The sequence below is a fragment of the Psychrobacter sp. G genome, from assembly GCF_000418305.1.
GTDB lineage: Bacteria > Pseudomonadota > Gammaproteobacteria > Pseudomonadales > Moraxellaceae > Psychrobacter > Psychrobacter cryohalolentis.
Genome location: NC_021661.1, coordinates 1,798,980 through 1,824,886 on the forward strand (window position 1 = coordinate 1,798,980; position 25,907 = coordinate 1,824,886).

General features: G+C 41.7%; 24 protein-coding genes and 1 pseudogene. 7 read left to right on the forward strand and 18 right to left on the reverse strand.

Going from position 1 to position 25,907, the window contains the following annotated elements; all coding sequences use genetic code 11:
* Positions 1-23: 23 nt before the first annotated feature.
* Entirely contained in the window at positions 24-854 is an 831-nt protein-coding gene (locus tag PSYCG_RS07425) for an ion transporter (protein WP_011513809.1), read from the reverse strand.
* A 343-nt stretch (positions 855-1,197) separates the two neighbouring features.
* Here PSYCG_RS07425 and PSYCG_RS07430 point away from each other — a divergent pair, with 343 nt between their 5' ends.
* The gene (locus tag PSYCG_RS07430) at positions 1,198-1,947 is read left to right on the forward strand and encodes a YebC/PmpR family DNA-binding transcriptional regulator (protein WP_011513810.1); all 750 of its coding nucleotides are present in this window, start codon (positions 1,198-1,200) and stop codon (positions 1,945-1,947) included.
* Positions 1,948-2,032: 85 nt separating this feature from the next.
* On the opposite strand, the gene PSYCG_RS07435 is transcribed toward PSYCG_RS07430, so the two are convergent.
* Together PSYCG_RS07435 and ftsY are read right to left on the reverse strand one after the other, a co-directional pair.
* Positions 2,033-2,605 (reverse strand): methylated-DNA--[protein]-cysteine S-methyltransferase, encoded by a 573-nt coding sequence (locus PSYCG_RS07435; RefSeq protein ID WP_020443632.1) that lies wholly within the window; start codon positions 2,603-2,605, stop codon positions 2,033-2,035.
* A gap of 66 nt (positions 2,606-2,671) precedes the next feature.
* Positions 2,672-3,766: a signal recognition particle-docking protein FtsY gene (gene ftsY, locus PSYCG_RS13710; protein WP_084674211.1), complete on the reverse strand. Its 1,095-nt coding sequence runs from the start codon at positions 3,764-3,766 to the stop codon at positions 2,672-2,674.
* 720 nt (positions 3,767-4,486) lie between these two features.
* Here ftsY and PSYCG_RS13425 point away from each other — a divergent pair.
* The 3 genes from PSYCG_RS13425 (at position 4,487) to PSYCG_RS07450 (ending at position 7,997) form a co-directional block, all read left to right on the forward strand.
* A complete protein-coding gene (locus tag PSYCG_RS13425; RefSeq protein ID WP_020443634.1) occupies positions 4,487-4,639 on the forward strand; it encodes a hypothetical protein in 153 nt (50 codons plus the stop codon).
* A 245-nt stretch (positions 4,640-4,884) separates the two neighbouring features.
* Entirely contained in the window at positions 4,885-6,366 is a 1,482-nt protein-coding gene (locus tag PSYCG_RS07445; protein WP_020443635.1) for a M16 family metallopeptidase, read from the forward strand.
* Positions 6,367-6,449: 83 nt separating this feature from the next.
* Positions 6,450-7,997, forward strand: a complete 1,548-nt coding sequence (locus PSYCG_RS07450; RefSeq protein ID WP_051130944.1) for a M16 family metallopeptidase — start codon at positions 6,450-6,452, stop codon at positions 7,995-7,997.
* 82 nt (positions 7,998-8,079) lie between these two features.
* Here the strand turns inward: PSYCG_RS07450 and PSYCG_RS07455 are convergent, their stop codons facing one another.
* The gene (locus PSYCG_RS07455; protein WP_020443637.1) at positions 8,080-8,946 is read right to left on the reverse strand and encodes a D-Ala-D-Ala carboxypeptidase family metallohydrolase; all 867 of its coding nucleotides are present in this window, start codon (positions 8,944-8,946) and stop codon (positions 8,080-8,082) included.
* Positions 8,947-9,279: 333 nt separating this feature from the next.
* Here PSYCG_RS07455 and rodA point away from each other — a divergent pair, with 333 nt between their 5' ends.
* Entirely contained in the window at positions 9,280-10,422 is a 1,143-nt protein-coding gene (rodA, locus tag PSYCG_RS07460) for a rod shape-determining protein RodA (RefSeq protein ID WP_011513816.1), read from the forward strand.
* A gap of 1,291 nt (positions 10,423-11,713) precedes the next feature.
* A pseudogene (locus PSYCG_RS13755) lies at positions 11,714-12,061 on the forward strand (septal ring lytic transglycosylase RlpA family protein); the annotation flags it as partial.
* A 140-nt stretch (positions 12,062-12,201) separates the two neighbouring features.
* On the opposite strand, the gene radA reads toward PSYCG_RS13755, so the two are convergent.
* The 11 genes from radA to PSYCG_RS07520 all read right to left on the reverse strand — a co-directional run bounded on the left by radA (position 12,202) and on the right by PSYCG_RS07520 (position 23,193).
* Positions 12,202-13,647: a DNA repair protein RadA gene (gene radA / locus PSYCG_RS07470; protein ID WP_020443638.1), complete on the reverse strand. Its 1,446-nt coding sequence runs from the start codon at positions 13,645-13,647 to the stop codon at positions 12,202-12,204.
* Positions 13,648-13,890: 243 nt separating this feature from the next.
* Positions 13,891-14,688 carry an LPS export ABC transporter ATP-binding protein gene (gene lptB / locus PSYCG_RS07475; RefSeq protein ID WP_020443639.1) on the reverse strand — a complete coding sequence of 266 codons (798 nt, stop codon included), beginning with the start codon at positions 14,686-14,688 and terminating at the stop codon, positions 13,891-13,893.
* A gap of 105 nt (positions 14,689-14,793) precedes the next feature.
* A complete protein-coding gene (gene lptA, locus PSYCG_RS07480; RefSeq protein WP_011513820.1) occupies positions 14,794-15,363 on the reverse strand; it encodes a lipopolysaccharide transport periplasmic protein LptA in 570 nt (189 codons plus the stop codon).
* Between the two features lie 75 nt (positions 15,364-15,438).
* The gene (lptC, locus tag PSYCG_RS07485; protein ID WP_020443640.1) at positions 15,439-16,023 is read right to left on the reverse strand and encodes an LPS export ABC transporter periplasmic protein LptC; all 585 of its coding nucleotides are present in this window, start codon (positions 16,021-16,023) and stop codon (positions 15,439-15,441) included.
* Positions 16,020-16,586, reverse strand: a complete 567-nt coding sequence (locus PSYCG_RS07490; protein WP_020443641.1) for a KdsC family phosphatase — start codon at positions 16,584-16,586, stop codon at positions 16,020-16,022. Before PSYCG_RS07490 ends, lptC begins: the two co-directional genes overlap by 4 nt.
* Positions 16,587-16,625: 39 nt before the next feature.
* A complete protein-coding gene (locus PSYCG_RS07495; RefSeq protein WP_020443642.1) occupies positions 16,626-17,618 on the reverse strand; it encodes a KpsF/GutQ family sugar-phosphate isomerase in 993 nt (330 codons plus the stop codon).
* A gap of 273 nt (positions 17,619-17,891) precedes the next feature.
* Complete coding sequence (gene hfq, locus PSYCG_RS07500) at positions 17,892-18,443, reverse strand: RNA chaperone Hfq (RefSeq protein WP_020443643.1); 552 nt, start codon at positions 18,441-18,443, stop codon at positions 17,892-17,894.
* 455 nt (positions 18,444-18,898) lie between these two features.
* Positions 18,899-20,122: a tRNA (adenosine(37)-N6)-dimethylallyltransferase MiaA gene (gene miaA, locus PSYCG_RS07505; RefSeq protein ID WP_020443644.1), complete on the reverse strand. Its 1,224-nt coding sequence runs from the start codon at positions 20,120-20,122 to the stop codon at positions 18,899-18,901.
* A gap of 103 nt (positions 20,123-20,225) precedes the next feature.
* Complete coding sequence (mutL, locus tag PSYCG_RS07510; protein WP_020443645.1) at positions 20,226-21,974, reverse strand: DNA mismatch repair endonuclease MutL; 1,749 nt, start codon at positions 21,972-21,974, stop codon at positions 20,226-20,228.
* 71 nt (positions 21,975-22,045) lie between these two features.
* Positions 22,046-22,588: a tRNA (adenosine(37)-N6)-threonylcarbamoyltransferase complex ATPase subunit type 1 TsaE gene (gene tsaE / locus PSYCG_RS07515; RefSeq protein WP_020443646.1), complete on the reverse strand. Its 543-nt coding sequence runs from the start codon at positions 22,586-22,588 to the stop codon at positions 22,046-22,048.
* Positions 22,589-22,593: 5 nt separating this feature from the next.
* The gene (locus PSYCG_RS07520) at positions 22,594-23,193 is read right to left on the reverse strand and encodes a 6-pyruvoyl trahydropterin synthase family protein (RefSeq protein WP_020443647.1); all 600 of its coding nucleotides are present in this window, start codon (positions 23,191-23,193) and stop codon (positions 22,594-22,596) included.
* 220 nt (positions 23,194-23,413) lie between these two features.
* Here PSYCG_RS07520 and PSYCG_RS13675 point away from each other — a divergent pair, with 220 nt between their 5' ends.
* Positions 23,414-23,536 (forward strand): hypothetical protein, encoded by a 123-nt coding sequence (locus PSYCG_RS13675; RefSeq protein ID WP_020443648.1) that lies wholly within the window; start codon positions 23,414-23,416, stop codon positions 23,534-23,536.
* A 257-nt stretch (positions 23,537-23,793) separates the two neighbouring features.
* On the opposite strand, the gene PSYCG_RS13335 is transcribed toward PSYCG_RS13675, so the two are convergent.
* The 3 genes from PSYCG_RS13335 to PSYCG_RS07535 form a co-directional block, all read right to left on the reverse strand.
* The gene (locus PSYCG_RS13335; RefSeq protein WP_020443649.1) at positions 23,794-24,126 is read right to left on the reverse strand and encodes a YnfA family protein; all 333 of its coding nucleotides are present in this window, start codon (positions 24,124-24,126) and stop codon (positions 23,794-23,796) included.
* 3 nt (positions 24,127-24,129) lie between these two features.
* Positions 24,130-24,942 carry a PhzF family phenazine biosynthesis protein gene (locus PSYCG_RS07530; protein WP_020443650.1) on the reverse strand — a complete coding sequence of 271 codons (813 nt, stop codon included), beginning with the start codon at positions 24,940-24,942 and terminating at the stop codon, positions 24,130-24,132.
* A gap of 276 nt (positions 24,943-25,218) precedes the next feature.
* A complete protein-coding gene (locus PSYCG_RS07535) occupies positions 25,219-25,842 on the reverse strand; it encodes a hypothetical protein (RefSeq protein ID WP_020443651.1) in 624 nt (207 codons plus the stop codon).
* Between the last annotated feature and the right edge of the window lie 65 nt (positions 25,843-25,907).

Sequence of the window (25,907 nt, forward strand, 5' to 3'; positions counted from 1 at the left end):
TATAGGACAAGTTTTAGTATTGGTTATACATGCAAGGCATGTCCACAGCGGTCACAAAAATCCGCACCTACTGCGTGTCCAAATTTACCACAGTTCGGACACGTGACAGGATTGAGCTGCGGGCGCATATTACGTGCAAGCTCTGAGGTGAAAATCCCTGTCGGTACAGCAATGATTGAGTAACCTGTAATCATGACCATGGTTGCAATGGCTTGCCCTAAGGGTGTTTTTGGTGACATGTCTCCGTAACCAACCGTCGTCATGGTAACAACTGCCCAATAGATAGATAGCGGAATGCTGGTAAAGCCGTTTTCTGGTCCTTCTACGACATAGATAATCGAGCCAAAAATGGTGACCAGTAACACCAGTGATAAGAAAAATACCGTGATTTTTTGCTGACTGGTTCTAAGCGCAGACGCCAAAAACCCTGCTTGTTGCATATAGGCTTCAAGCTTAAGTACTCGAAAGATACGCAAAATACGTAAGATACGAATGACAAGTAAGTACTGTACGCCCACAAACATTAAGCTTAAGTAGCTTGGTAGTACGGACAATAAATCCACTATCCCAAAAAAACTAAACACGTAACGAAAACGATTGGGTGCTGAAAACAACCTGAGCATATACTCAATCGTAAACAAAATAGTAAAAAACCATTCTGCATACAAAAACAGCGTGCCATACTGCAAGCGCATATAGAGCACACTATCGAGCATCACGACCGCCACACTGGCCAAAATCGCGATCAACAATACAATATCAAACAGCTTACCCAAACGAGTATCTGTACCTTCAATAATAATATGAATGCGGTTACGCAAATGAGTAACGGCTTCGGTATTCGGCTGCTTCATAAAGTCAATCAAATCATAGGATCAATGGATATCTAAAACCGGACAACTTAGGCGTATATGCATAAGCTAAGATTGGTCAAAATACGTGAAAGTGGTTTATAATATTGAAAGTAATGTGGTTATTGGCTGCTATCCGTCACTACGATAATAATCGATAGCGGGTCAAAAGCCAGAACATAGCAGTGTAGCAAAAAAGCGCTATTAACAACATACAAATCGTTAACTTAGCGACAGATCACTTAACAGCGCAATCAGGTAATAAAACTGCTGTAGCTATAAAAAATTTTTACCAATAAATGTTTTAGCTGTACAATACATCACTCGTAATACTTAAGGACGTCATATGGCAGGCCATTCAAAATGGGCAAATATCAAACACCGTAAAGCCCGTCAGGATGCGGTAAAAGGTAAAGTATTTACCAAAATTATTCGTGAAATTGTTTCTGCTGCCAAGCAAGGTGATCCTGACCCTGATAAGAATCCGCGCCTACGTGCGGTTATTGAAAAAGCCCTGTCCGTCAATATGACAAGAGACACCATCAATCGTGCGGTAGCTCGTGGTACAGGCGGTGATGACAATGACAATATGGACGAAGTCAGCTATGAAGGTTATGGCATCGGCGGCGTCGCAGTATTAGTCGAAACCATGACTGACAATCTCAATCGGACAGTCAGTGAAGTACGCCATGCTTTTACCAAAAATGATGGCAATCTGGGTACTACTGGCTCTGTGGCTTACCTATTCAATAAACGCGGTGAAATAAGCTTTAATGACACAAGTTTAGAAGATGAAGTTATGCTAGTGGCATTAGATGCAGGCGCGCTTGATATCGAAAATGATGGCGAAAGCTTGCTTGTCATCACTGAGTGGGAAAATTTCGGTCATGTTAAAGACGCGCTTAATGCTGCTGGTTTAGTCTCTGACAATGCTGAAGTAACTATGTCGCCATCCACCAGTGCTGAAATAGACAACGTTGCAGATGCCGAAAAAGTCATGAAGATGATTGATATGTTAGAAGATATTGATGATGTGCAAGAAGTTTATAGCAACGTCAATTTTTCAGACGAAGTCATGGCGCAACTTGAGCAGTAATTTTTGTATTTTGTATTAAAAAAGCCAAACGTTTTTAGCGTTTGGCTTTTTTGTTCAACAATATGTGACGAGCAATTACTTCAAACTAAGCTTTGCACGTGACGCCTTCAAGCGCTAACAAATGCGTTTTCTTATCTAAGCCGCCTGTATAACCACCAAGTTTGCCGTCGCTTGCAATAACGCGATGACACGGAACGATAATACTAAAAGGGTTTTTACTATTGGCATTCGCAACCGCACGAAAGCCTTTGGGACTATCGACATTTTGTGCCAGCGTTGCATAACTAATCGTCTCGCCATACCCAATATCTTGTAGTGCTTGCCAAACTCGCTGCTGAAAATTAGTTCCTAAGCTTGCATCTAGTGGCAAATCAAATGCTTGACGCTCACCGTTAAAATACTGTGTTAATTGTGCTATAGCCTCTATTAATAATGCTTGAGTAGGTTCATTTTTGCTTAGGCTATCTTTATCTAGAAATGTGAAGCTTTGATCGTCAATACCATAATGCTTTTTAAGCTTGGGAATAGATTTTGAGCTGTGCCAAGAGTCACCTGCCAGCAGCCAATTGACCTCAACCAGCTCAGGACTGCTATGCTCATTGACACTCGCAATTAATGTTAACTGATTAGATCCAAAAGCGGCTGTGGTGACTATCATGACTACTCCTTTTCAAATCGTTATATTTTCAAGACTTGAGTATTGACTAAAATAAACGGTTGAGCGCTATTCTTTATCATCAGTTTCAAACAGCGCGGCGACAAATTGTTTTGGACTAAAGGCACGTAGATCATCAATCGACTCGCCTACGCCAATATAACGAATAGGTACATCCGTCGTTTCGGCAATATTAAAGACCACACCGCCTTTGGCAGTCCCGTCTAGTTTAGTAATCGTGATTCCGGTTAATGGTACCACTTTATTAAATAATTCCACTTGATTAATGGCATTTTGACCCGTGCCAGCATCAAGCACAATCATGCCTTCATGTGGCGCGCTTGGATCAGCTTTGCGCATCACACGTACGACTTTTTCGAGCTCTGCCATCAAATGGGTTTTATTCTGTAAACGTCCAGCAGTATCGGCAATTAACACATCAATATTTTTTGCTTTAGCAGATTGCATGGCATCAAAGATAACTGATGCACTATCAGAGCCATGACCTTGCGCCACAACCGGAATATGATTACGCTCACCCCAGATTTGCAGCTGTTCAGTAGCAGCTGCGCGGAAAGTGTCCCCTGCTGCTAACATCACAGACTTACCCTCGCCTTGCAAACGTTTGGCAAGTTTACCGATAGTCGTCGTTTTACCTACGCCATTTACGCCTACGACCAAGATAACAAATGGTTTTTTGCTGCTATCAATAATAAGCGGCGCAACTTTTGGCGTTAAGATATCGACCAATTCAGTCTGCAATGCCTTATATAATGAATGCGCGTAGATTAAATCACCGCGATCTGTCTGCTCAGTAAGGCTTTTGATAATACGATTGGTCGCATTGACACCGATATCAGCCACCAACAGTTGGTCTTCAACCTCTTCTAATAGCTCATCATCAATCTCTTTGCCACCAATAAGGATACTGACCATCCCTTCGGCTAAGTTCTTACGCGACTTACTTAAACCGGTTTTCATCCGGTTAAACCAGCTGCCTTTTTTGCTGCTTTCTTGTTCCTCTTGCAACGCTTTATTTGCTTGCGACTCTACTGGAATCGTTTGCTGTGGCTCAGAGGACGCTTGATTACTACTACTATTAATGCTACTTGCACTGCTAGGCGTAACGCTTGGCAGATCCCCTAATTGTGCTTGTAAGGGCATAGTAGGGATTTTTGATCCAGAGACAGCTGGTGTTGTCTTCTCTGTTTCATTGGTATTTGCAAAGCTCTCTGAGGTATTGTCTGTATGACTCTGCTTTTGCGTCATAAGGATAGGCGCGCCTAGGGCAATGCTCTCGGCTGCATCTGTGCTTGATACTTGCTTATTGACTGTAGGCGTTACTGGCTCATCACTATTACTTACCTCATTTCTTTCAGGCGCATCGATAATAGGGACAGATTGCACTGGCAGACTGGGTAAGGTAATATCATCGTCATCTAATTCATCAAGTCCGCTGTCAAGATTAATGACCACACGATTGCTATTATTGGGGTTATTCATAAGTTTGCCCTAAAGTTCATCAGTATCAGTAATGTGTTTATGGTAAAACCGGATCTGTATATCGTTGTATTGTCCGTTTTCTATGATTCAATGCAGAGATTATTTTTATTCTAGTTTAGCATAATTCAAGTTGAGCTCAGCCTTTCGCATCCTAGATTGCTTATAAATGGCAAAAATCATCAAGTGATACAAAAGCGCTATTAAACCTTTAGCGTGAAAAAGATGATAAATAAGATCGCTCATTGAGCAAGTTTCGCTTAAGGTTTGGACACATAAATCTGACCTTTGCGATGGCAAACTTCGCCTACTCTTAGCAAGGCTAATTAAATACCTGTTTATAGCCTTTATCTCCATGCTTCTTACTTATATTAGGAATGTCTTATGTTGTCTTTATCCAATCATTATAAAAACATCGCCCATATCACTGCTACTTTATTACTGGCGACGATGGCACTATCAGCGACAGGTTGTAACACGACTCAAGAATTCAAGCCGACTGCCAGTGTCATGGTTGGTGCGCACAAATCTTTATGATGGTATAAGTATCAGTACCATGATGAAAATAGATATGTAGTCAATTCAATTTAAAAAGAACACAGTACTGCTGGGATAAATTTTGCGAAGCCTTTGGAGTGCTAAGTGCACAGCAAGCGAGAGAAATTTATCCCAGCATAATGCTATTCTGAACGTAACTCTTTTACATTGAACTTACTATACACTCTCATCCATTTACAAGCTGCCCGTTTAAAAGTCTCCCTTTTATATAAGTAGAACATACCATGTCTGTCCCTTTATCTCGAACCACACTCTCTTTACGTCTTGCATCTGCCTTAGCCATGGCGACCACACTTGCCGCTTGTCAAACCAGTACCATTAACGCCAATTCCGTGACTGCGGTCAAGAATCCAGTGCCTGAAAACATAGTTACCAAGGACGCTCAGCCATCATCAGCGCTGACTATGGATATGTCTGGTCGCCATGAATATCAGTTGGAAAACGGTCTAAAAATAATCGTCAAAGAAGATCACCGTGCGCCTGTGGTGATGACTCAGATTTGGTATCGGGTTGGCTCAGCTGATGAGCCGGTCAATAAAGGTGGTATCTCGCATGTGCTTGAGCATATGATGTTTAAAGGCACTATTAACGTTTCAAGCACTGATTATGAACGCTTAATTGCTAAGTTTGGCGGCGTCAATAATGCCTTTACTAGCTATGATTATACGGGTTATTACGAGCTGTTCCCTGCTAACCGTTATCCTTTAGCACTTGAGCTTGAAGCAGATCGGATGAAAAACTTGGTATTCAATGAGAAAGAGTTTGTCAAAGAGCATCAAGTTGTCATGGAGGAACGTCGTCAGCGTACTGATGACAATCCACTTGCCAAGGCTTACGAATCATTTCGTTTACTGGCATTGCCAAATAGCCCCAAAGGCGAGTCAGTCATTGGCCCCATGAGTGAGCTTGAATCGATTACGCTCTCAGACTTAAAAGACTGGTATAAAACATGGTATGCACCAAATAATGCCACCTTGGTTATCGTTGGCGACGTTGAGCCCGCTGAGGTTTTAACCCAAGTGAAGCGTTACTTCGGGGAGCTAAAACCAAGTAAGCTACCAAAACGTCCTGCCGTTAATCAAAAAGGCTTTCGTGGTTATCAGCAAGTAGAATCTGAGCAAGCAGTACAAGTGCCTGTATTGCTGATGGGCTATAACGTACCAAGCCTTGTGACAACAGATGCCAGCAATGAAAAACAAGCCTATGCACTATCGCTTGCGCAAGACGTATTGGATGGCGGTTTATCAGCGCGCCTTGAGAGTCGATTGGTACGCGAGCAAGGGCTCCTGACCACAGTGGGTACGTCTTATGATCTATTAGATCGAGGCGACGGGCTATTTTTGATACAAGCGACTCCGCGTGAAGGCGTCAGCTTAGCGCAAGTGCAGCAAGCCATAATCTCTGAAATAGAAAAGCTTAAAACCGATCCGATTGCCACCGATGAAATTGAGCGCGCCAAAACCAATACGATCACTGGTCTGATATACGCGCAAGATAGCATGGAAGGTCAAGCGCGTATGATTGGCTCACTACAATCTATCGGTCTCGATGATAGGTTACTTGCTCAGCTACCCACCAAAATGGATACCGTAACGGTTGCAGACATACAAGCAGCTAGTAAAAAGTATTTGGTCAAAGACAATTTGACGGTCATGCATATTATCCCACCTAAAGAACCGGTCAAAAAGGTCGTTAAGAAAAAATAAGGGTACTGTAATATTGGATAATGTTATCAAATATCATGACTCAAAATACCAATGACTAAAACACTATTAATAAGAAGAAAGATATGACTCAAAATCCTACTCTCCATGCTAAAAAGAATACTGTTCTGGTGTCATCAATAAAGCCAACATTTAAGCGACTACCCTATTTGAGCATGGGGTTATTTTTGGGGCTGACTACTTTGACCATGACCGCGCAGGCTGATGGCATTACTGGTGAGGATTATCGTACTCAGGCATCTGCAGTCGATGTCAATGCACCTATTGCTGCGTTGTCTAAGCTGACTAGCCTCGATAATGCTAAGCCTTTAAAAGTTACCGTTCCAAAGATTCAACAGTTTAAGACCAAAGCGGGTGTGCCAGTACTTTTTGTACCGACGACGGCATTACCCATTGTCGACATCGATTTACGTTTTAATGCTGGTAGCGCGCGCGATGGCAGTATCAGTAGCACAGGTTTTGGTATCGCCAATATGACAGCGACTATGCTCGAACAAGGCTCCAAACGTTTAGATGAAAACGAATTTACTCGCGCGGTTGAAACCTTAGGTATCAATCTAGGCAGCAGTGCCTATAAAGATATGTTTACGGTCTCATTACGCAGTTTATCTGACGATAAACATCTATTACCTGCCATCGATTTGATGACCCAAATGCTCACCGAACCAAGTTTTAATGAGCAAATTCTAGCTCGTAATAAAGCCCGTTTATTGGTCGGCTTGCAGCAGCAAAAACAAGACCCAAACAGCCTTGCCAGCCTTGCTTTTGATAAAGCACTCTATGGCGGCCATCCTTATGCTCATCCTTCTGTTGGTACACTTGAGACATTACCTAATATCACAAGACAACAGCTGATAGACTTTAAAAATCGCTATCTGGTTGCCGCCAACGCTAGCCTTTCTATGACAGGTAATCTCACTTTAACGCAAGCCAAAAAACTGGCAGAAAACATCACGGCGGGTTTACCTACTGGTCAAGCAGCGCCTATTCTGCCTGAACCAAAACCATTGACGAAGTCTCAGCATATTCATATTCCCTTTCCTAGCACTCAAACGACAGTACTGATGGGGCAACTTGGTGATAAGCGTGCAACGGATCCGCAAGCGCAGCAAAAGCAAACCAGTTTTGCCGTTGGCAACGAGGTGCTCGCAGGGGGCGATTTTAATGCACGACTGATGACGGAAATCAGACAAAACCTTGGCTATACTTATGGTATTTCAGGCTCAATGAGTCCGATGCTGACACGCGGACCATATCAGATAGGTTTTTCGACGCGCAATGACAAGGCTCGTGCCGCCATTGATGCTAGTTTAGACGTTATTAATGACACGTTAAAAAATGGCATTACTAGTACTGAGATGAAGCTGACCACGGATAATTTAAAAAACAGCTTCCCAATGGGTTTTGCCAGTAACGCTGGTATTAATGGTTTGCTTGGTATGATGAATTTTTATCAGCTACCAACAAGCTATCTTAGCAACTATGTCAATCGTATCGAACAAGTCAAATTAGCAGAGGTGAATCAGACCCTGCGTGATACCTTAAAGCCTAATGACTTCTTAATTGTGACCGTTGGTGAGGTCAATCCTTGGGATAAGAAGGCGGCTAAATAGTTAATTTATCTTTCATAGTGCTATAAAAAAGCTCAGCCCATTATATATACGGGCTGAGCTTTTTTCTATCTTAGAATTATCGTCAGTAGCGGCAGGCAGAGCTGCTACTGGCATGATTAAAGCCCCATTTACGATAACCATCGGTATCTAAATGTATAGCACCAGTGGAATATAATCCTAGACCAAAATTGTGCGACTGACCCTGATATTGCCAAAACTCACATAAGCTGTCTTGCATTCGGCTCAGCTGCCATGGACTACTTTCATAATCTGGCACCCAAATATCAATCGCGCCAGCTGTCATATGCTTACTACTACTCGCGCCGCCCGCGCAGTCATTTAATCCGGGACTACGATATACCGAGCGTATCTCACTGTTTGCTGGCAGAATCCCTTGGCTTTTCAGCTGACTGTATAGCTGCAATGTCGGTACAATGTTTGACCACAGCTCTTGAGGAGGCAGCTGATACGGCTCATAGCCACATTTGTCCCAACTGCGAGCGGTGGTCAGTAGCTGTGACAAAGGCGGTACGTTTCGAGCGCCGACACGCGCGCTTAAATAGCGCTGATAGTTTGCTACTTGGCTTGCGCGATAGCTATTACTGTTGAGCCAAGTATTAAAATCCATGCTGATAAAATCATTGTAATTGTTATTACCCGTGCTATAGGTGGTGTTATAACGCGGCGTACTTCTATTGGTAATGACACGTTTGTTCTCTTCTATTGATAAGCTGGCATCAAATTCAAACTCACGCTGCTTTTGCTGAATAAGTCCTTGCATACTATCGCCACTTGATCCGCTTAAAATAGTCACCCCTGCATTATAAGGCGCTCTTTGTGCAGATGGTGTGATATAGGTATTGGCATTGCTGTTGTTCACACTGCTACCCTGACGCACTTGGATACGGCGCTCACTATTATCACTAATAATAGCGGCATGGGCACTCATAGTGCTGGCACAAATACAGAGTGCAATAATAGGCCTATGGATTTGCCTGTAAACTTGTTTTGTTATTTCGATCATTGCAACAAACACCGCTAAAAACGTTTTATCGATACTATCAAATTTTAAGCAAGCAAGCTAAACTATCGTCACCAATTGGCAGCGACTTATTCGTTATTAACACTTATCCTCATTATTTTTATATTGACGTTACTTTATTACCGACAAGTTACTTTTTTTATCATCTAATCGGTTAAATGCCCTATAATTATCGATTTTCTTAAGTCTTCTGCTAAATATAGCCCTTCTTCCACACCAACTGCCAGTCACACTTTGCCTATGTCTTCTAACCCGCAATATCGTTTTTCCCGACAGAGCCACCATTTCGGTCAAGGTCAGACACCGACCTTTTGGCAACGTAGTCATATTGACCCTTGGTTGACCCTTTTATTATTGACCGTTTGTTGTATTGGGCTAACGATTTTATATAGTGCAGCCGCTCAAGATACGAGTATGGTGCTACGACAAATGGTCAGCTATGGTGTCGCTTTTACTGTTATGTTTATCATGGCGCAGATACCACCGAGCCTTTATCGTACTTTTACGCCCATCTTTTATGTATTAGGTCTGATACTATTGGTGTTGGTTGATATTATCGGTGAAGTACGTATGGGGGCGCAGCGCTGGATTAATCTACCAGGATTTGGTAGTGTGCAGCCCTCAGAGTTTATGAAGCTTGGCATGCCTATGATGTGTGCGTGGTTTTTGTCTAAGCGTGATCTGCCCCCTTCACTACCCAGTATCGGCATTACCTTGGCGTTAATTGTGGTGCCAGTCTTATTAATCGCTAAAGAGCCAGATCTTGGCACTTCATTATTAGTCGCTGCTAGCGGTATCTTTGTGCTGTTTTTGGCAGGGCTATCGTGGCAACTGATAGCTGGTGCGGTTGCTTTGTCGATCCCGCTTGTTGCCTTTGCTTGGAATTTTTTGTTACACGACTATCAGCGTACCCGTGTACTCACACTATTCAATCCTGAGGCAGATGTGCAAGGTGCTGGCTGGAATATCATTCAGTCCAAAACTGCTATCGGCTCCGGCGGCCTAACGGGTAAAGGCTATTTAGAGGGTACACAGTCGCATTTACATTTCTTACCAGAAGGTCATACCGACTTTATTATCGCGGCTTTCTCTGAAGAGTTTGGCTTGCTTGGCGTCATACTATTGATGTTTATTTATGCATGCTTATTGACCCGCGCCTTATATATCGCCTTTTCTCATCCTGATACTTATAGCCGACTACTAGCAGGCGCGATTGCGATGTCGTTTTTTGTGTATGTCTTTGTCAATGTTGGTATGGTCGGCGGTATTTTACCTGTCGTTGGTGTACCTCTGCCTTTTATCAGTTATGGTGGTACTGCCATTGTTACTTTAATGGCAGGTTTTGGTTTACTGATGTCCATTCATACGCACAAGTCAGACTAAGTATCTACGTTTTTATACCTAAAGAGACAATATTTTAATAATACGGTCTCTTTTTTTATACCCTCTATAAGCCCTATCAAGGTGCAATGAATTTTTCAGAAATTAAGTATTAAATAGTTTATGTCAGTATCTAAAATAGTGAAAATGGCGATGATACATAGATGGCTGAATACATAAAGAAAACATAACATAGCATGTTTCAAAATTGAATCGATTAACAAATAACTGCACAAATTTGACTTAAAATCTAGTTACTAAGTAACTATGCGTAAAGATAGAATGTGCAAAAATCTTAGTAAATAAGTTAATTTTTGCCAATCTTATTTGTAATCAATTATACATAAACTATTATAAAAACTATAATTTTATTACTCCTTATTCAATCATAAGATTATGATTTAATTACTAATATTTTCAAATACTATCCTTGAAAATTATACCTAATATTCAGTATTTAGGATTGAATACCAGTCTGTTTTATTCCTTGTCTTTTACAATTATTTGCGTTAATCTCGTGTTAGTGTCATTTATACATAACCCGTACAGACCTACTAAGAAAGTTAGCATTTAATTATATTGTCGTTGTAGCTCATCCGTATAGTTAGCAACTTGTAGATTTTAGACTTTCAAAGTCACTACTTAATTAACGGTTTAATAACAAACTCATACGTAAAACTCTCGAAACCCTTTATTAACTTAGCAATGTTAAAAAGGCTGTTTATCGAATATTAGTATCTGATTTTAGTTGTTGATGAATATTTTAATTAAGATTGTTAACTATCATTTGAGCGTGTCATAAGTGGATTATTTATAATCATCAATCCAATTATGATCATGAATTAAAAATTACCATACGTTAGAACTTATAAAAGCCGAACGATAAAATCAGTCATTATAAAGAAGATAGATTGATATCGGTTTTGGAGTTTGCGGTATTGTTAGATTGGTCTAACACTATCTCGCTCAATCTAAGATGTTTTTAGAGTTAGGTTCTAAGGTATAAGTCATAGAGGTATTTATGAATAAGCGTTTATCTGGTTTACTTACAATGTCAGCGGTACTATTTGCTGGCTCTGCAATCGCTTCTAATGCAAATGCTGTAGAATCAAGAACCTCCCTTGCTATGATCTCGCAAGATAACGCCTCCCATATCGACCGTGTACTTGGTGAACTTAGTCGTCAACATGACGGCGCATCAAGCTTAGTCAAGTCTGCACGCCAACCTGCCTCATTAGCGCTTAGCAGCTCACTGTTAGCCAGTGATACCGCCCAAGTCAGTAATGATGAAGATGTGTTAGAGCGCTTAACAGCCGTTGCCTCTAACTCGGTCAGCAAATTCAAGCAAACCGGTTTAGCTTCTTGGTATGGTCGCCAGTTTCATGGTCGCAAAACCGCCAGTGGCGAAACTTTTGATATGAATGGTTTAACGGCTGCACATCGCTCATTGCCATTAAACTGTTATGTTAGAGTGACCAACAAAACCAATGGTAAAAGCGTCATCGTTAAAGTAAATGATCGTGGTCCGTTCCATGGTAATCGTGTGATGGATTTATCTTATGGTGCTGCCAAAAAACTTGGTATTACTGCTAAAGGTGTCGGTAACGTCGCGATTGAGCGTGTTTCAGGACCTTCTTCTTAAACCATTCGCGGTTTAAGCCTTTAACGGTTTTGTACAAATATTTTTAGATTTAACTAAGAGCGCCTAACTAATTGATAGTTAGGCGCTTTTTCGTGTCTTAAATTTACAAGGTTTATAGATATAAATATTAGATCAACAAACTATAACTCGAATGCACTCGCAATCGCATCATCAAGACGTTCGACTGCAATGACATTAATGCCTTTGAATTGCGGCGCATCTTTGGCAGGCGCATTGGCTTTAGGAATAATGGCATGCTTAAAACCATGCTTCATGGCTTCTTTTAAACGCTCTTGTCCATTGGGGACAGGACGAATTTCACCCGATAAACCGACTTCACCAAAGACCGCCAATGACGATGGCAATGCTTTTTCTCTAATGCTGGATGCACAGGCTAATAATACTGCCAAGTCTGACCCTGTTTCTATGACTTTGACACCGCCAACGACATTGACATAGACATCTTGCCCGCTGGTATGGATACCGCCATGGCGATGCATCACTGCTAACAGCATAGACAAGCGCTGAAAGTCTAATCCTAATGCCATACGTCTTGGTGAGCCTTGAGAGTCATCAACCAAGGCTTGTACCTCTACCAATAGCGGTCTTGTGCCTTCTCGGCTGACCATAACCACAGAACCCGCCACGGGCTTGTCATAGCGGCTCAAAAATATCGCTGATGGATTGGCAACCTCTTTTAGTCCCATATCTGTCATGCCAAAAATACCTAGCTCATTGACCGCGCCAAAACGGTTTTTGACGGCACGAATCATGCGAAAACGAGAATCAGACTGACCCTCAAAGTACAATACCGTATCGACCATATGCTCAAGCACTCGCGGACCGGCAAGTGTTCCTTCTTTGGTGACATGTCCCACTAGAAACAGAGCTGTACCTGTTTGCTTAGCATAACGTGTCAAAATCGCCGCTGACTCTCGAATTTGACTGACCCCGCCTGGTGCAGAGTTAATCGCATCAGTATAAATAGTCTGAATGGAATCAATAATAGCAATCGCTGGCTGCTCTTGAGTCAAAGCGGCACAAATAGTCTCGACATTGGTTTCAGCAAGCACACGAAGTCTGTCCGCAGGTAAATCCAAGCGCTTTGCCCGCATAGCAACCTGTGCCAATGATTCCTCACCAGTCACATACAGAGCGCTACCTGCCAGTGAATCCGCTTTTGCCATATTGGTCGCGGTTTGCAATAGAATGGTCGATTTTCCAATACCGGGATCACCGCCAATCAGTACCACAGAACCTGCAACCAATCCACCGCCTAACACACGATCAAATTCACTAATACCAGTCGGCAACCTAGTGTCTAAACCTACGCTCACCGCATTGAGCGGCATCACAGCACTATGCGTTCCTGCATAATTGCCCGCCGGTGCACCCGCACCACTTGCATTACGAGGTATGGCGCGACCAGCATTGGACTTTGCTACGTTTTTATTATGATGTGGCATACTGACGTTAGGCGCTTCAGTCAAGGTATTCCATTCGCCGCAATCACTGCATTGCCCTGACCACTTGCCAAAATGAGCACCGCAAGCTTGACAGACATAACTGGTTTTATTTTTTGCCATAATATAGAAGCCTTATGCAGGTGTTCAAGTCTAAAAGAGAGAGTATATGAAAGGGAATAACGCTTATAAGCGTATTTTTGAAGATAAATACTAAAGTATAAATATTAAGATAAACAAGCAGTTGCTGTAAGAAGCAATGTTTTATAGAAGAATTTTTGCGAACGGCACAATATAGAGAGGGCTGACTAAGAATGCAAAGTAACAAATCTTATGTCAGCATAATTCAGTAATCAATCACTTAGTCTATACCTGAAAGTCTTTACCAAGATACACAGATTTCACCAGCTCATTTTCCAGAACTTCTTCTGAGGTACCCTCAGCAATGATAGCGCCTTCTGAGACGATATAGGCTTTTTCACAAATCGCTAAAGTCTCACGAACATTGTGATCAGTAATTAATACACCGATACCACGTCGTTTGAGCGCTAAAATGACATCTTTGATATCACCGACAGAGATAGGATCTACACCGGCAAAAGGCTCATCTAGTAAGATAAACTTGGGGTCAGCTGCTAGAGCGCGAGCAATCTCACAACGACGACGCTCACCGCCTGATACGCTCATACCTAGAGATTTTCGTACATGTTCTAAGTGAAAATCACCAATGAGCTTTTCAAGCTCTTGACGCTGCTGGTTACCATTCAAATCTTTACGAGTTTGTAAAATGGCTAAAATATTGTCTTCAATGGATAGCTTACGAAAAATAGAGGCTTCTTGCGGTAAATAACCAATACCGGCACGCGCACGCTCATGCATAGCATATTTAGATAAGTCCATATTTCCCAAGGTGACACGGCCTTTATCCATATTGACCAGTCCGACTACCATATAAAAACTAGTCGTTTTACCTGCTCCATTTGGACCTAACAATCCAACGACTTGCCCTTGCTCAACAGAGAATGAGACATCTTTGACGACCCAGCGCTTACCATAGCGCTTACCCAAGTTTTGCATCGACAAACGAGCGACCGGCTCAACAGCATCATGCGCTGTTATGGTTTGGTTTTCTACTAAACTGGCATTATTTTTATTATCATTCATAACTTACTCATAAGGTGGTCGCATTTAAATGGATAGCAACCACTGAAATGTTTAGTCGTTTGTTTATATTTATCGCAGGTGTTATGACTTAAGTCGTCATATAGCCTAACGTATACCACTCTGGCTGGTACTATTGTTAGGCGGGAATACCAATTCGACGCGCTGATTGCCGCCAGCAGTCGCTTCCACATCACCAGCTTTTAGGCTATAACGAATGACATTACCTGCGAAGCTTGCACCATTTTGTACCAATTTTGCATTGCCCGTTAGCGTCACGATACCCGTCACAGCATTATAGTCAATCTTATTTGCCTGACCTTTTGCCAGACCTTTTTCTTGCGTCACAACTTGCTGCATCGTCGCTGGACGCCCTGTTGCTACTGCAGAATTGATACTTCGACCTTGTGATAAATTGACCGTGATATTATCAGCGGTCATCTTAAACGTACCTTGAGTAATAACTACTGTACCAGAATAGCTTGTAATACCGCTACGCTCACTATAAGTGGCTTTGTCTGCCAATAATTTAATAGGCTGATTGGCATCTGATGGCAGAGCATGGCTGTATAGTGGCAGCGCCAACAGCATAACCACTGGCAGTGCACGCAATCTATGCGACACTTGAATAGAGCGTGTCGATAGCAAGCGTAAAGTAGGCAAAGAATTAGATTTCATGAAAATTACTCGTTTTATAATGGGTAGTAGAGTTTGCAAACTTCCTGCTAGATGCTTCACTGAATAATATGCTAATTAAAACAGGGCTTTGTCTTGACGATCAGCGGGCGTAAAAGAGACAGCCACTTGACCAAATTCATAGTCGCCCGTTTCAAGATTGGCTTTCATACTCGATGCCTCAAAACGGTTCATACCTTGTTCAACCTTAACTGGCTCATTACTATACACTTGACCTGACTTGGTATTGCCTTTCAATGTGACACCAGTGACCTTAATAGGTTCAACTTCAGGATTAGCTGTTTTGCCTTCACTGATTAAAGAGAAACCGCCCGATAAGCTCAGCTCACCCGTCTGCTGACTGATAGCCGCTGTACCCGCTTCAATACGATAACGCTGCTCATCCGAAGGCTCCCAATTCATGGTAATGCCTTTCATCTCATCTTTATTGGTCACCGGATTGTGCGTCAATGACTCAGCGCTCAGCTCATATTCGGTCTCACCTTGCTCATTGGTTTGTACCGCTTTAATATCTGTTGCTTCATAATCGACATCAGAGGTTTCAATATTGACTGGCGGCGTGATTTCTCCTTGCTGCTTAAAAAACCAACCAGCAAGACCAGCGATGATCAAGGTAATGACTATTAAAACACGAGTATTCACGATAAGTCATCCTGATTTTTTACTTCATCAAGCGTATAGTGCGCGATAAAGTCTTGGTAATGTCCATGACCCTTTAAAATGAGATCACATACTTCACGTACGGCGCCTGTCCCGCCGGCTCGCGTGGTTACCATATCACTGCGATTGATAACCTCTGCTTGGGCATTTGGCACAGTAGCAGCAAATCCTACTGTTTGCATGGCTTTGATATCTGGCAAATCATCACCCATATAAGCGCAATCAGCAGCTGTGATATTAAGCGCCGGATCAAGGCTGGCAAGCAGCTCGTTTAATGCTACTAACTTATCATCACGTCCTTGGACAATATAATCTACGCCAATTTCAGTGGCGCGTTTATCGACCATAGGACTGCTACGACCAGTAATAATCGCAGTCAAAATACCATAACGGGCTAATGACTTGACGCCTACACCATCATAGACAGAAAACGCTTTGGTCTCAACACCATTGGCATCATAGATAATTTGACCATTTGATAAAATACCATCAACGTCCATGACCAATAACTTCACTTGTCCGGCTTTCTTGATTAAGTCTTGCATCAGTCATCTCTTCTATTAATAGATATTCTAATATAATGTTTATTTTACACCAGCTTGTAGTAAATCATGTACCGTAATAATGGCTTCTAGGCGCTGGTCATCATCGATAATAAGCAATTGACTGATAGCATTTTCATTCATCACGCTAAGCGCATCTGATGCTCGCATGGATTTACTGATACGACGAGGGCTACACACCATCAGCTCACGCATCGGGGTCTGCAAATCAATGCCTTTTTCCAATCCTCGCCTTAAATCACCATCGGTAAATATACCAACTACTTTTTTCTCATCATCTGTAACCACCGTCATGCCCAATCGCCCAGCTGACATGATAAATAATGCTTCTTGTAACGGTGCTTGCTGATTGATGAGTGGCAAGTCCTCTGTTTTAGTATGCATCAAATCTTCTACGCGGGTCAGTAATTGACGACCCAATGCACCTGCAGGATGCGATAACGCAAAATCTTCTGAGGTAAAATTGCGGGCATGCACTAAGGCAACTGCCAATGCGTCACCGAGTGCTAGAGTTGCTGTGGTACTTGAGGTAGGAGCCAGATTGAGCGGGCAAGCTTCTTGCGACTTACCAAGTGTCAATATAATATCCGCAGCATGGGGCAGCATACCTCGTTTATCTCGACTGATACTAATCAGCGGAATATCTAAGTGCTTGACCACAGGCAAGAGCATTTTGATCTCATCTGACTCGCCAGAGTTAGAGATGGCAAGCAACACATCCCCTTTGACCAACATTCCGAGGTCACCATGCCCTGCTTCACCAGGATGCATAAAGAACGATGGCGTACCAGTAGACGCAAATGTCGCCGCTATCTTACGACCAATTAATCCCGACTTACCCATCCCTGTCACAACCACACGACCTTGACATGCCAAAATGATGTCACAAGCCTGAGCAAATCTATCATCTATTTGCTCGGTCAGTAATGCTAGTGCCGCCTTTTCAGTATTGATGGCATCAATAGCGGTACTAATAAATTGCTCATGGGTTAGATTGCGTTCAGGACTATTCATACAGTGGCTCTATATTTTATTAATTTTTTTGTTTTCAATGACTCTATATTTTTGGCTATATTCTTATAATTTGATGAATCATTTTACTATACATTTTATAATACTATGAACCATATTAATAATTATGGTCAATATTAATATGATGCTGTAGGAATACAGCCATAAGGCTATCGTGGGTGCATTAAAATGTTATTACTTATAAGAGTATCAATACAAAAAAACCCACTATAATAGTAGGTCTCAATATGATATCTCATGTCTTAGTAGGAGGGTCTAAGAGTTGCTATCATCAGACTCGTCATTAGGTTTGTTGTCATAACCCACATTCTCTGACGGCGCTTCAAAACCACGATCTTGACCAAAACCACCACGCTCAAAACCGCGATCTTGACCTTGACCAAAGCTACCGCGCTCAAAGCCGCGCTCTTGGCCTTGACTAAAGCCACCACGATTAAAGCCACTACGATTGGCAAAACCACGTTCTTCAAAGCCGCCGCCAGTAGCTGGATTTGCGCTACTGCCGCGCTCAAAACCACCGCTCACGCCGCCACTTTGACTTGGATAGCCCATTGGTGCTGCGCCTTGACTTTGAGTAGTCGCGCTTGGCGTTGTGCTGCTACGAGGATTACGTGCTGGGACGACTGTTGAGATAGCATGCTTATATACCATCTGACTGACGGTATTTTTCAGCAAAACCACATACTGATCGAATGATTCTATTTGACCTTGCAGCTTAATACCGTTCACTAAAAAAATAGAAACAGGAATGCGATCTTTGCGTAGTGAGTTCAAGAACGGATCTTGTAAAGTTTGTCCTTTTGACATGAAATCTCTCCTAAATATTATATAATTATTGTTAGCGCCAATTATTTTAAAGGTTACTGCAATTATAATGGCTAAGGGTAGATACAATAATAAGTTTTATTTATAAAACGTATCTAAATAAGTGCTAAAGCTTGTTAAGTCATTCTACTTTATCGTGAATATGTCATTATTTTCATAAATTAAGTAACCAAGTGTTGCATGGGTCACCTCTATCACCAAATGTTGATGAATAAACACTAAAAAGCAATCAACGCTTGCAACAGTTAACACTTTCATATAATCAAATTATAACAGTTATATACATTATACTTTGAAACTAATTGTCATTACTTTCGTATCTTTGTATGATGTTATACGCTCATACTGTGTTTTTATTACTACAGCTCGACCATTAATATTACAGAACAATAATGGTCTGACAAATCTAGATATAGGCAAACGACTGATATCACTCATTAAACCAAATACGCTCTCGCCTGCTCCATAGTGCTAAATGAGTGCAATATTAACTTATTTTTTTGAAGATCTGTCACATCATCAGAGCCAACAATGGATGTCGACGACGCTGTTATTGATCCTATTGCAGGCACTGCTGCCGTATTAGACAGTTGCATCACTTTTCGCAGCCACGTGTATTGGCGCTTTGCTAACTGCCTTGTAGCATATAATGCCTTATTTTGCATTTGCTGACAAGCAAGCGCATCGGTTTGGGCAGTTGCCATTGGTAGATGCGTCTGAGTTATGCTACTTTGAATCGTGGTATCTTGCTCTTTACTTTCGTTACTTGATGGTTCCGATTGAGCAAAAGCATCATAAAACTGCGCTTTATCCAAATGGGGCTGTTCAAATACAGGGTGATTAGTCTGTACCAAATACTCTAATACTTGTCGATAACCAACACAGCGCATCGAAGGTAAGCTTGGGATCAGAGGATAATGCTCAAGCAAACTGATAACCTCTGCTACCAATCCTTCACGCCACATGATATCTAATCGCTGCTCAATACGCGTATGCAACCATGGACGGTCTGGCATAACCGCCAAAGCATGCCACTGCTGATTGGGATTATGAGCCAATGCTTGCTTGGGCTGATGCTGCCAGTCACTAATAGGAATATCAGTTTGCAAATATACTTCAACAGCACGGGTAATACGCTGGGTATCAGTTGCATTAAGACGCTCATGGCTGATAGCATCAACTTCACCAAGATAATCATATAGCGCACTGATGCCTTCATCTTGTCGCCACTGCTCAACACGCTCGCGAACACTGTCATCACTATCAGGCACTGGTGAGAGTCCATCGAGTAATGCCATGTAATACATCATCGTACCGCCGACCAACAAAGGTATTTTGCCATTCTGATGACAGCTATCAATCAATCTTGCCACATCATTGACAAACTCAGCGACACTATAGCTTTGCATAGGATCAATGATATCGACCAAATGATGGGGATATCGTGCTAGCTCAGCAGAATTTGGTTTTGCGGTACCGACCGTCATGTCACGATACACCAATGCTGAATCTACCGAAATCAGCTCATAACGACCGCTATCATAAAGCTCGTAAGCCAAAGCGGTCTTACCACTCGCGGTTGGTGCCATCAAGCACACCACGCTATTGTCCGCCAAATTGGGACTTAAGTAAGAAGATAGGCTATCAGATGAAAGTCGCATATACTTGCCTTTGATGGTCATGGTTTTAAGAACAATAAGGTAAATTATTGATAGCTCAGCGATATGTCTTAACTATAGAAAATACGCTATTTTCCCAATAGCGCTATTTAAGCGCAGATGATAACATCAATGTGACTAATTGATGACTATCTATAGAGTGGATAGCATATTTGCTCAGTATAGCTTCCATATCTGCTACAAAAGCTTGTGCATCTTGTGATGACATCTGCTTAATTATCTTCGCCAATTGCTGATTAATAGTAGTGCTATTTAATACTTTGGCTTTGTCATACATAGTGCTGCTAAAGATAGTTGACTCAAACAATACTTTTAATCTTGACTGCCATCTCTCAGCGCTAATTAGCGCACACTGCCCTTGATGATAAAATAGTAGCCAAGGCAGCGCTTTATCGTCAATACCATGTCTAGCTGTCGACTCCACCAAACCAGTAATACTATCTATAACTTCTAAGCAAACTGGTAAAGATGGTGTTTTTACAGAGTAACTATTAACAGCATGACGACTGTCTTCTATAGGCTCATCAATATGTAAGTCTTTAATACTTTCGAATAACGACTCATTTTCTGACAGCTGATATGGTTGCTTAGGAGCTTGAACTTGCTGACCTCGCATTACACTGTTAGTAGATGATGCTATCGGGTTCGACGTATTAAAAGACTGTTTTGTGGAGGTATGACCACTTGGAATTGGTGTCACCTTTTTAGAGCAAACAATTTTCGCGGTATTAAGCCCTCTTAACTTCGCACGAATCGCATGACTTAAATGTGCCATGATATTGTTCAGTGGGCTAATCTTGATACGCTGCTTGGAAGGATGAACATTAACATTGAGCCACTGAGTTGGTAACTCAAAATAAAGCGCATAACCCATACCTGCTAGCTGTACACTTTGAACCATTTGACGAAGCTGATTGCTAATTAATGCTTCTTTTACCAATCTGCCATTTACATAAATGAGCTTTGGTAAACTATGGTTGGCATCATAACTTGCCCACAACCAACCGCCAATACTCGCCGGTTGCATAGTGCGTACATTATCAGCATATTCATCATTAGCATGAGTAGCAGAAGAACTCCCAAATTGCTGCGTTAGGCTAGATAAATCAACCGCGACTTCAATGGCCTGCTCTGTAAGTGCCAATCCAGTCGCTTGCTCCAAACGTGATAACGGCAAATACTTTTCAGTAACTTTATTTATAGTGTTAACCGATAGTGATAGCCGTTTTTTATTATCATGAAAAAGCGTCAGCGCCACATCAGCGCGTGCTAAAGCCACTTCACGGACAATCGTTTCGATATGACCAAACTCAGTCGCGATAGATTTCAAATTACCGCGCCGTGCTGGTACATTGAAATATAAATCTTTGACTGTAATAGTAGTACCGCGATGATGCACAACCGGTATCAGCTTTGGCGTATCGCCCAATATACCGGCAACTTGCAACTGACGACCAATCCCGCTGCTATCATGACTACTGGTTAAGATCAAACGGGAAACAGCAGCCGTCGCTGCCAGTGCTTCCCCGCGAAAACCCAGCGTTGTAATTCCGTGCAAGTGTGCCACATCAGCGACTTTGCTAGTGGCATGACGCGTGACTGCCATGACCATATCATCAGGATGAATCCCAACGCCATTATCAATCACCTCAATCATACCCATGCCACCTTGGGTAATGCGGACCTCGATATCTGTGGCATGAGCATCAATTGCATTTTCCAGTAGCTCTTTAACCACAGCTGCTGGACGCGTCACGACTTCACCCGCTGCTAATTGATTGATCAGCAGCGGCGATAGTTTTTTGATACGAGTATTGGTGTGGCTATGTAGCATTGATGGGTATCATATATTGAAAATAATAGAGGCAGATTTTAAGGCTTTAAACATCTGTAGCACGATTTGGACTAAAGATTTAGACTGGATAGGTCAAAACCTTGTACTTGTCCTGCCTTTGACAATCGTATTGCAACTTGGCGAGATTCTTTATCATCATTGCTATTACTTTGAGTCATATCAATAAACATAGTAGGCAGCGGCAAATAGCTGTCCGCACGGCTCGCCCATTCAATGATAACCAACGCATTTGGCTCATCCAAATACTCATCAAAGCCAATAAAAGACAGCTCTTCTGGATCTTGTAAACGATATAAGTCAGCATGATAAACAGGTTTAATTGAGCCGTCATTTTGGATAATACTATAAGGCTCAACCAAGGTATAAGTCGGACTTTTCACCGCTCCTTTATGCCCTAGCGCTTGCAACCAATAGCGAGTTAATGTGGTTTTACCCGCACCCAAATCTCCTGCCAGCCACACACTACCGGTCAGCGGCAAAGCTGCCAATTGCTCAGCCAAACGCTGAGTATCTTTTTCTGAATGCAGCGTCAAAGTCTGCAGGTTCTTACCACCACTTATAGCTGTGTCTTCAATCGTTTGATTATTATTCATTAAACTCAATCTACCTGTACTTGCATTGTGACTGCTGGATTAACGAAACTCTCACCACGTATCAGTTTGGCATATAGCTCAGGGTCATGCCACTCTGCACATACTTGCTCGCTAAATTCAAACTCTTCTAAAACCAACTTACCCATTTGCTCATTGCTCACATCATCAGCAAAACACTGCGCGTAACCAGTCGCAGTTTCGTGCGCAATCACTGAATATACGCTCACATCCGCTTCGCCATTTTGCATTTGTGTCTGTTGCAAAATCTCTTGCGCCCAAAAGAATATCACCCGCGAGAATTGCTCTGCTGACGGCGATACCGGCAAGCTGATCCAGCGTGCACTGAATTTCTTACAGGCAGCGATGTATTCAGGATCGTCTTTACTCCAAAAGCAAATCGCATGATCAAAGCTGTCGATAATGTCTTTAATAGAGGATTTTAATAAGCCAAAATCATAGACCATCTGCCCATGATCTAAACGCTTGGCCTCAAGTATCAGCTCAATCTGATAGCTATGACCATGAATCGAGTGTTTGCAGCGCTCAGAGCTACAGTTACGCACAATATGGGCGTTTTCAAATTTAAACAGTTTACGGATACGCATAATAATCAACCAAAACAGTAAGCATCATTGTGCTAAATAATAATAGGATAAAGGTTTGCCGCGATTTATCGGCTTGCTGCTCATTATAGCAAATCGTGATGTATTCGTAAGTAAGCACTTATTAACGCCAGCGTCCATTTGCTTGAAGCTAGCTATTAATCACCCTTAGGGCTATACTGATTTTAATAAGTATTAATCAGTCACATAAAAGGACAACATCATGAGTAAAGGTCAAGATAGTAAGAAGAATGTCAAAAAGAAGCCGCTGTTAACAGCAAAAGAGAAAAAAGCGGCTAAACAATCAAAGAAAGATGATAATGGTAGCATCTTAGGAAAGCATTAATAGTAAGCGCAGCAATATGCCAATCGAACTTAATGATTTGATTGGCATTTTTTTATTTATATGATCAGTGAAAAGCAATATCGATACCTTATTGTACTGCTGGTATGAATTTTTTGTAGCTTCTGTCTGCGTAGTCACAGCAAGCAAGAAAAATTCATACCAGCAGTACCGTAGCGTTTTTAGGGTATTTTAACTGTATATTGAATTTACTAAATCTTGAATTAATAAGCTTTAATTTGCGCACTTTGACTCATAAGCTAGGCACTGCGCGGCGCAAACATAATAATTGCCATGCCCAGTAAAGCAATAGCAGAACCTACAATATCCCAAGTCGTTGGACGTATCCCGTTCACTGTCCACAACCATAAAATCGCCATCGAAATATAAACACCGCCATAAGCGGCATAGACCCTACCGGCAGCAGCTGGATGTAATGACAGCAGCCATACAAAAGCTATCAAACTCAGGGCACCAGGTATGAGCAACCAAACTGACTTACCCTCTCGTAGCCACAGATAAGGCAGATAACAACCTGCGATTTCAGCCAATGCAGTAAGAGCAAAAAGCCCCACTGTTTTTAATTCAGACAAAACTTACTCCTCGACCGTGATAAATCCCGTCAAATAATGCACAGCATGACCGGAGATAAGCACTCTATCTCCTGCAACCACACAGTCTAGTACCCCGCCACGTTTTGACGCTTGATAAGCAACCAATGTATTTTTACCCAGTCGCTGTGCCCATAATGGCGCTAGTCCAGTATGAGCCGAACCCGTAACTGGATCTTCATCACCACCATTGGCAGGCCAGAAATAACGTGAAATAAAATCGTAGTCTTTGTAGTCAGCAGATTTAGCCTGACAAGTGACAACCACATCGAGAGGCGCAAGTTGTTTTAGCGCGTCATTATCACGCTCTACATTTAACACGTCAGATTCCGAGTCATAAATCACAAAATATGCCTGTGAGTTTTTATAGACTTCAATAGGGACAATAGACAATCCTGCCAGCAAACTATCAGGGATATCACTGACTTTCTCAGGCTTAGTATTGGGAAAATCCATCTGTATTTTATCATGATCGGTTTGCTTGACCGCTAAAACCCCAACTGCTTCAGCTGAAAACTTAATAGACGTCAAAGTAGGGTTTTTCTTAAACAGTACAAAGGCAGAAGCCAAGGTCGCATGACCACAAAAATCAATCTCCGTAAGCGGTGAAAACCATCGAATATGATAAATGCCTTTATTATCCAAGACTATAAAAGCCGTCTCTGATAAATTATTTTCAAAAGCAATAGATTGCATGAGTTTCTCAGACAACCAGCTTTCTGTAATGATCACTGCCGCTGAATTGCCTTTAAACACAGTATCAGTAAAGGCATCGATAACATTGATTTCTAATTGCATATTACGCTCTTATTTTTATGATAGGGATATCGCTGATTTACGGTAAAAAATACCCTGTTGCTGATAAAAAATAGGTCAAAATTTTGCAGCCTTTATCAGGCTCTATCTAAAGGATTGTCGCATCGGTTTGAATAGCTTATTTGTAGACTATAACTCAGTATCTATCATCCCCTGTATTTTCCTACAGACTCTCGAGCTTACCTTTTGCAAATCAGTATACAGCTTTGAAAGATTTGCATTTACTATTTGGCGATTATAGACAGAGTACAATCATAGCTAAGGCAATAGCTGGGGCGCGATATAATCTTTCAAATTAATGGTGGCTATCTTATCAGCCCAATTTGGCTCAGTTGGATGCGGTAAACTATCTAAAACCGTCAAAGGCTTCTGATAAATTGTTTTAAAAGCACCCATAAACCCAATTGCAGTATCGCCGCAAGGTACGATAATAATATCAGCTGACGCTTGCTCAAGCACTTCAGTTAATCGGCTAACAAAGTCTTTAAAAACACTGTTTTTCTTCAAATCTACAGGTAATTTATTCGGATTACTTTGATTTAAATTTTGTTTAATAGCTGCCAATTTATTCACTTTTGCTAAGTCTTCACTATTTAAAGCGCAAGGGTAAAACGCTTTATTCAGTGACAATGTAGAGCAGTTTAAGATACCCAGTGGCTGATAATTTAGTGCTTTGATATTACAGCCTAATGGCAATTGGGCATCAAAATCCTTTAAATACCCTTGAGCAATCAAAAACTGAGTGAGCTCAAGCGCCGACTCGCCTGCCGCTGGATGTTGATGGAGATATTCATTGATATAGGGAGATTCTAGAATAAATAACACTTTTAACTTTGTCACATCCTCAATCAAGTTGAAGACTTTATATTTTTCTAAAGACATAGCAATTCTCCTTATGCCATCTATAACTATCAGTTTTATGATACTCGTTTTTATTATAGAAGCAG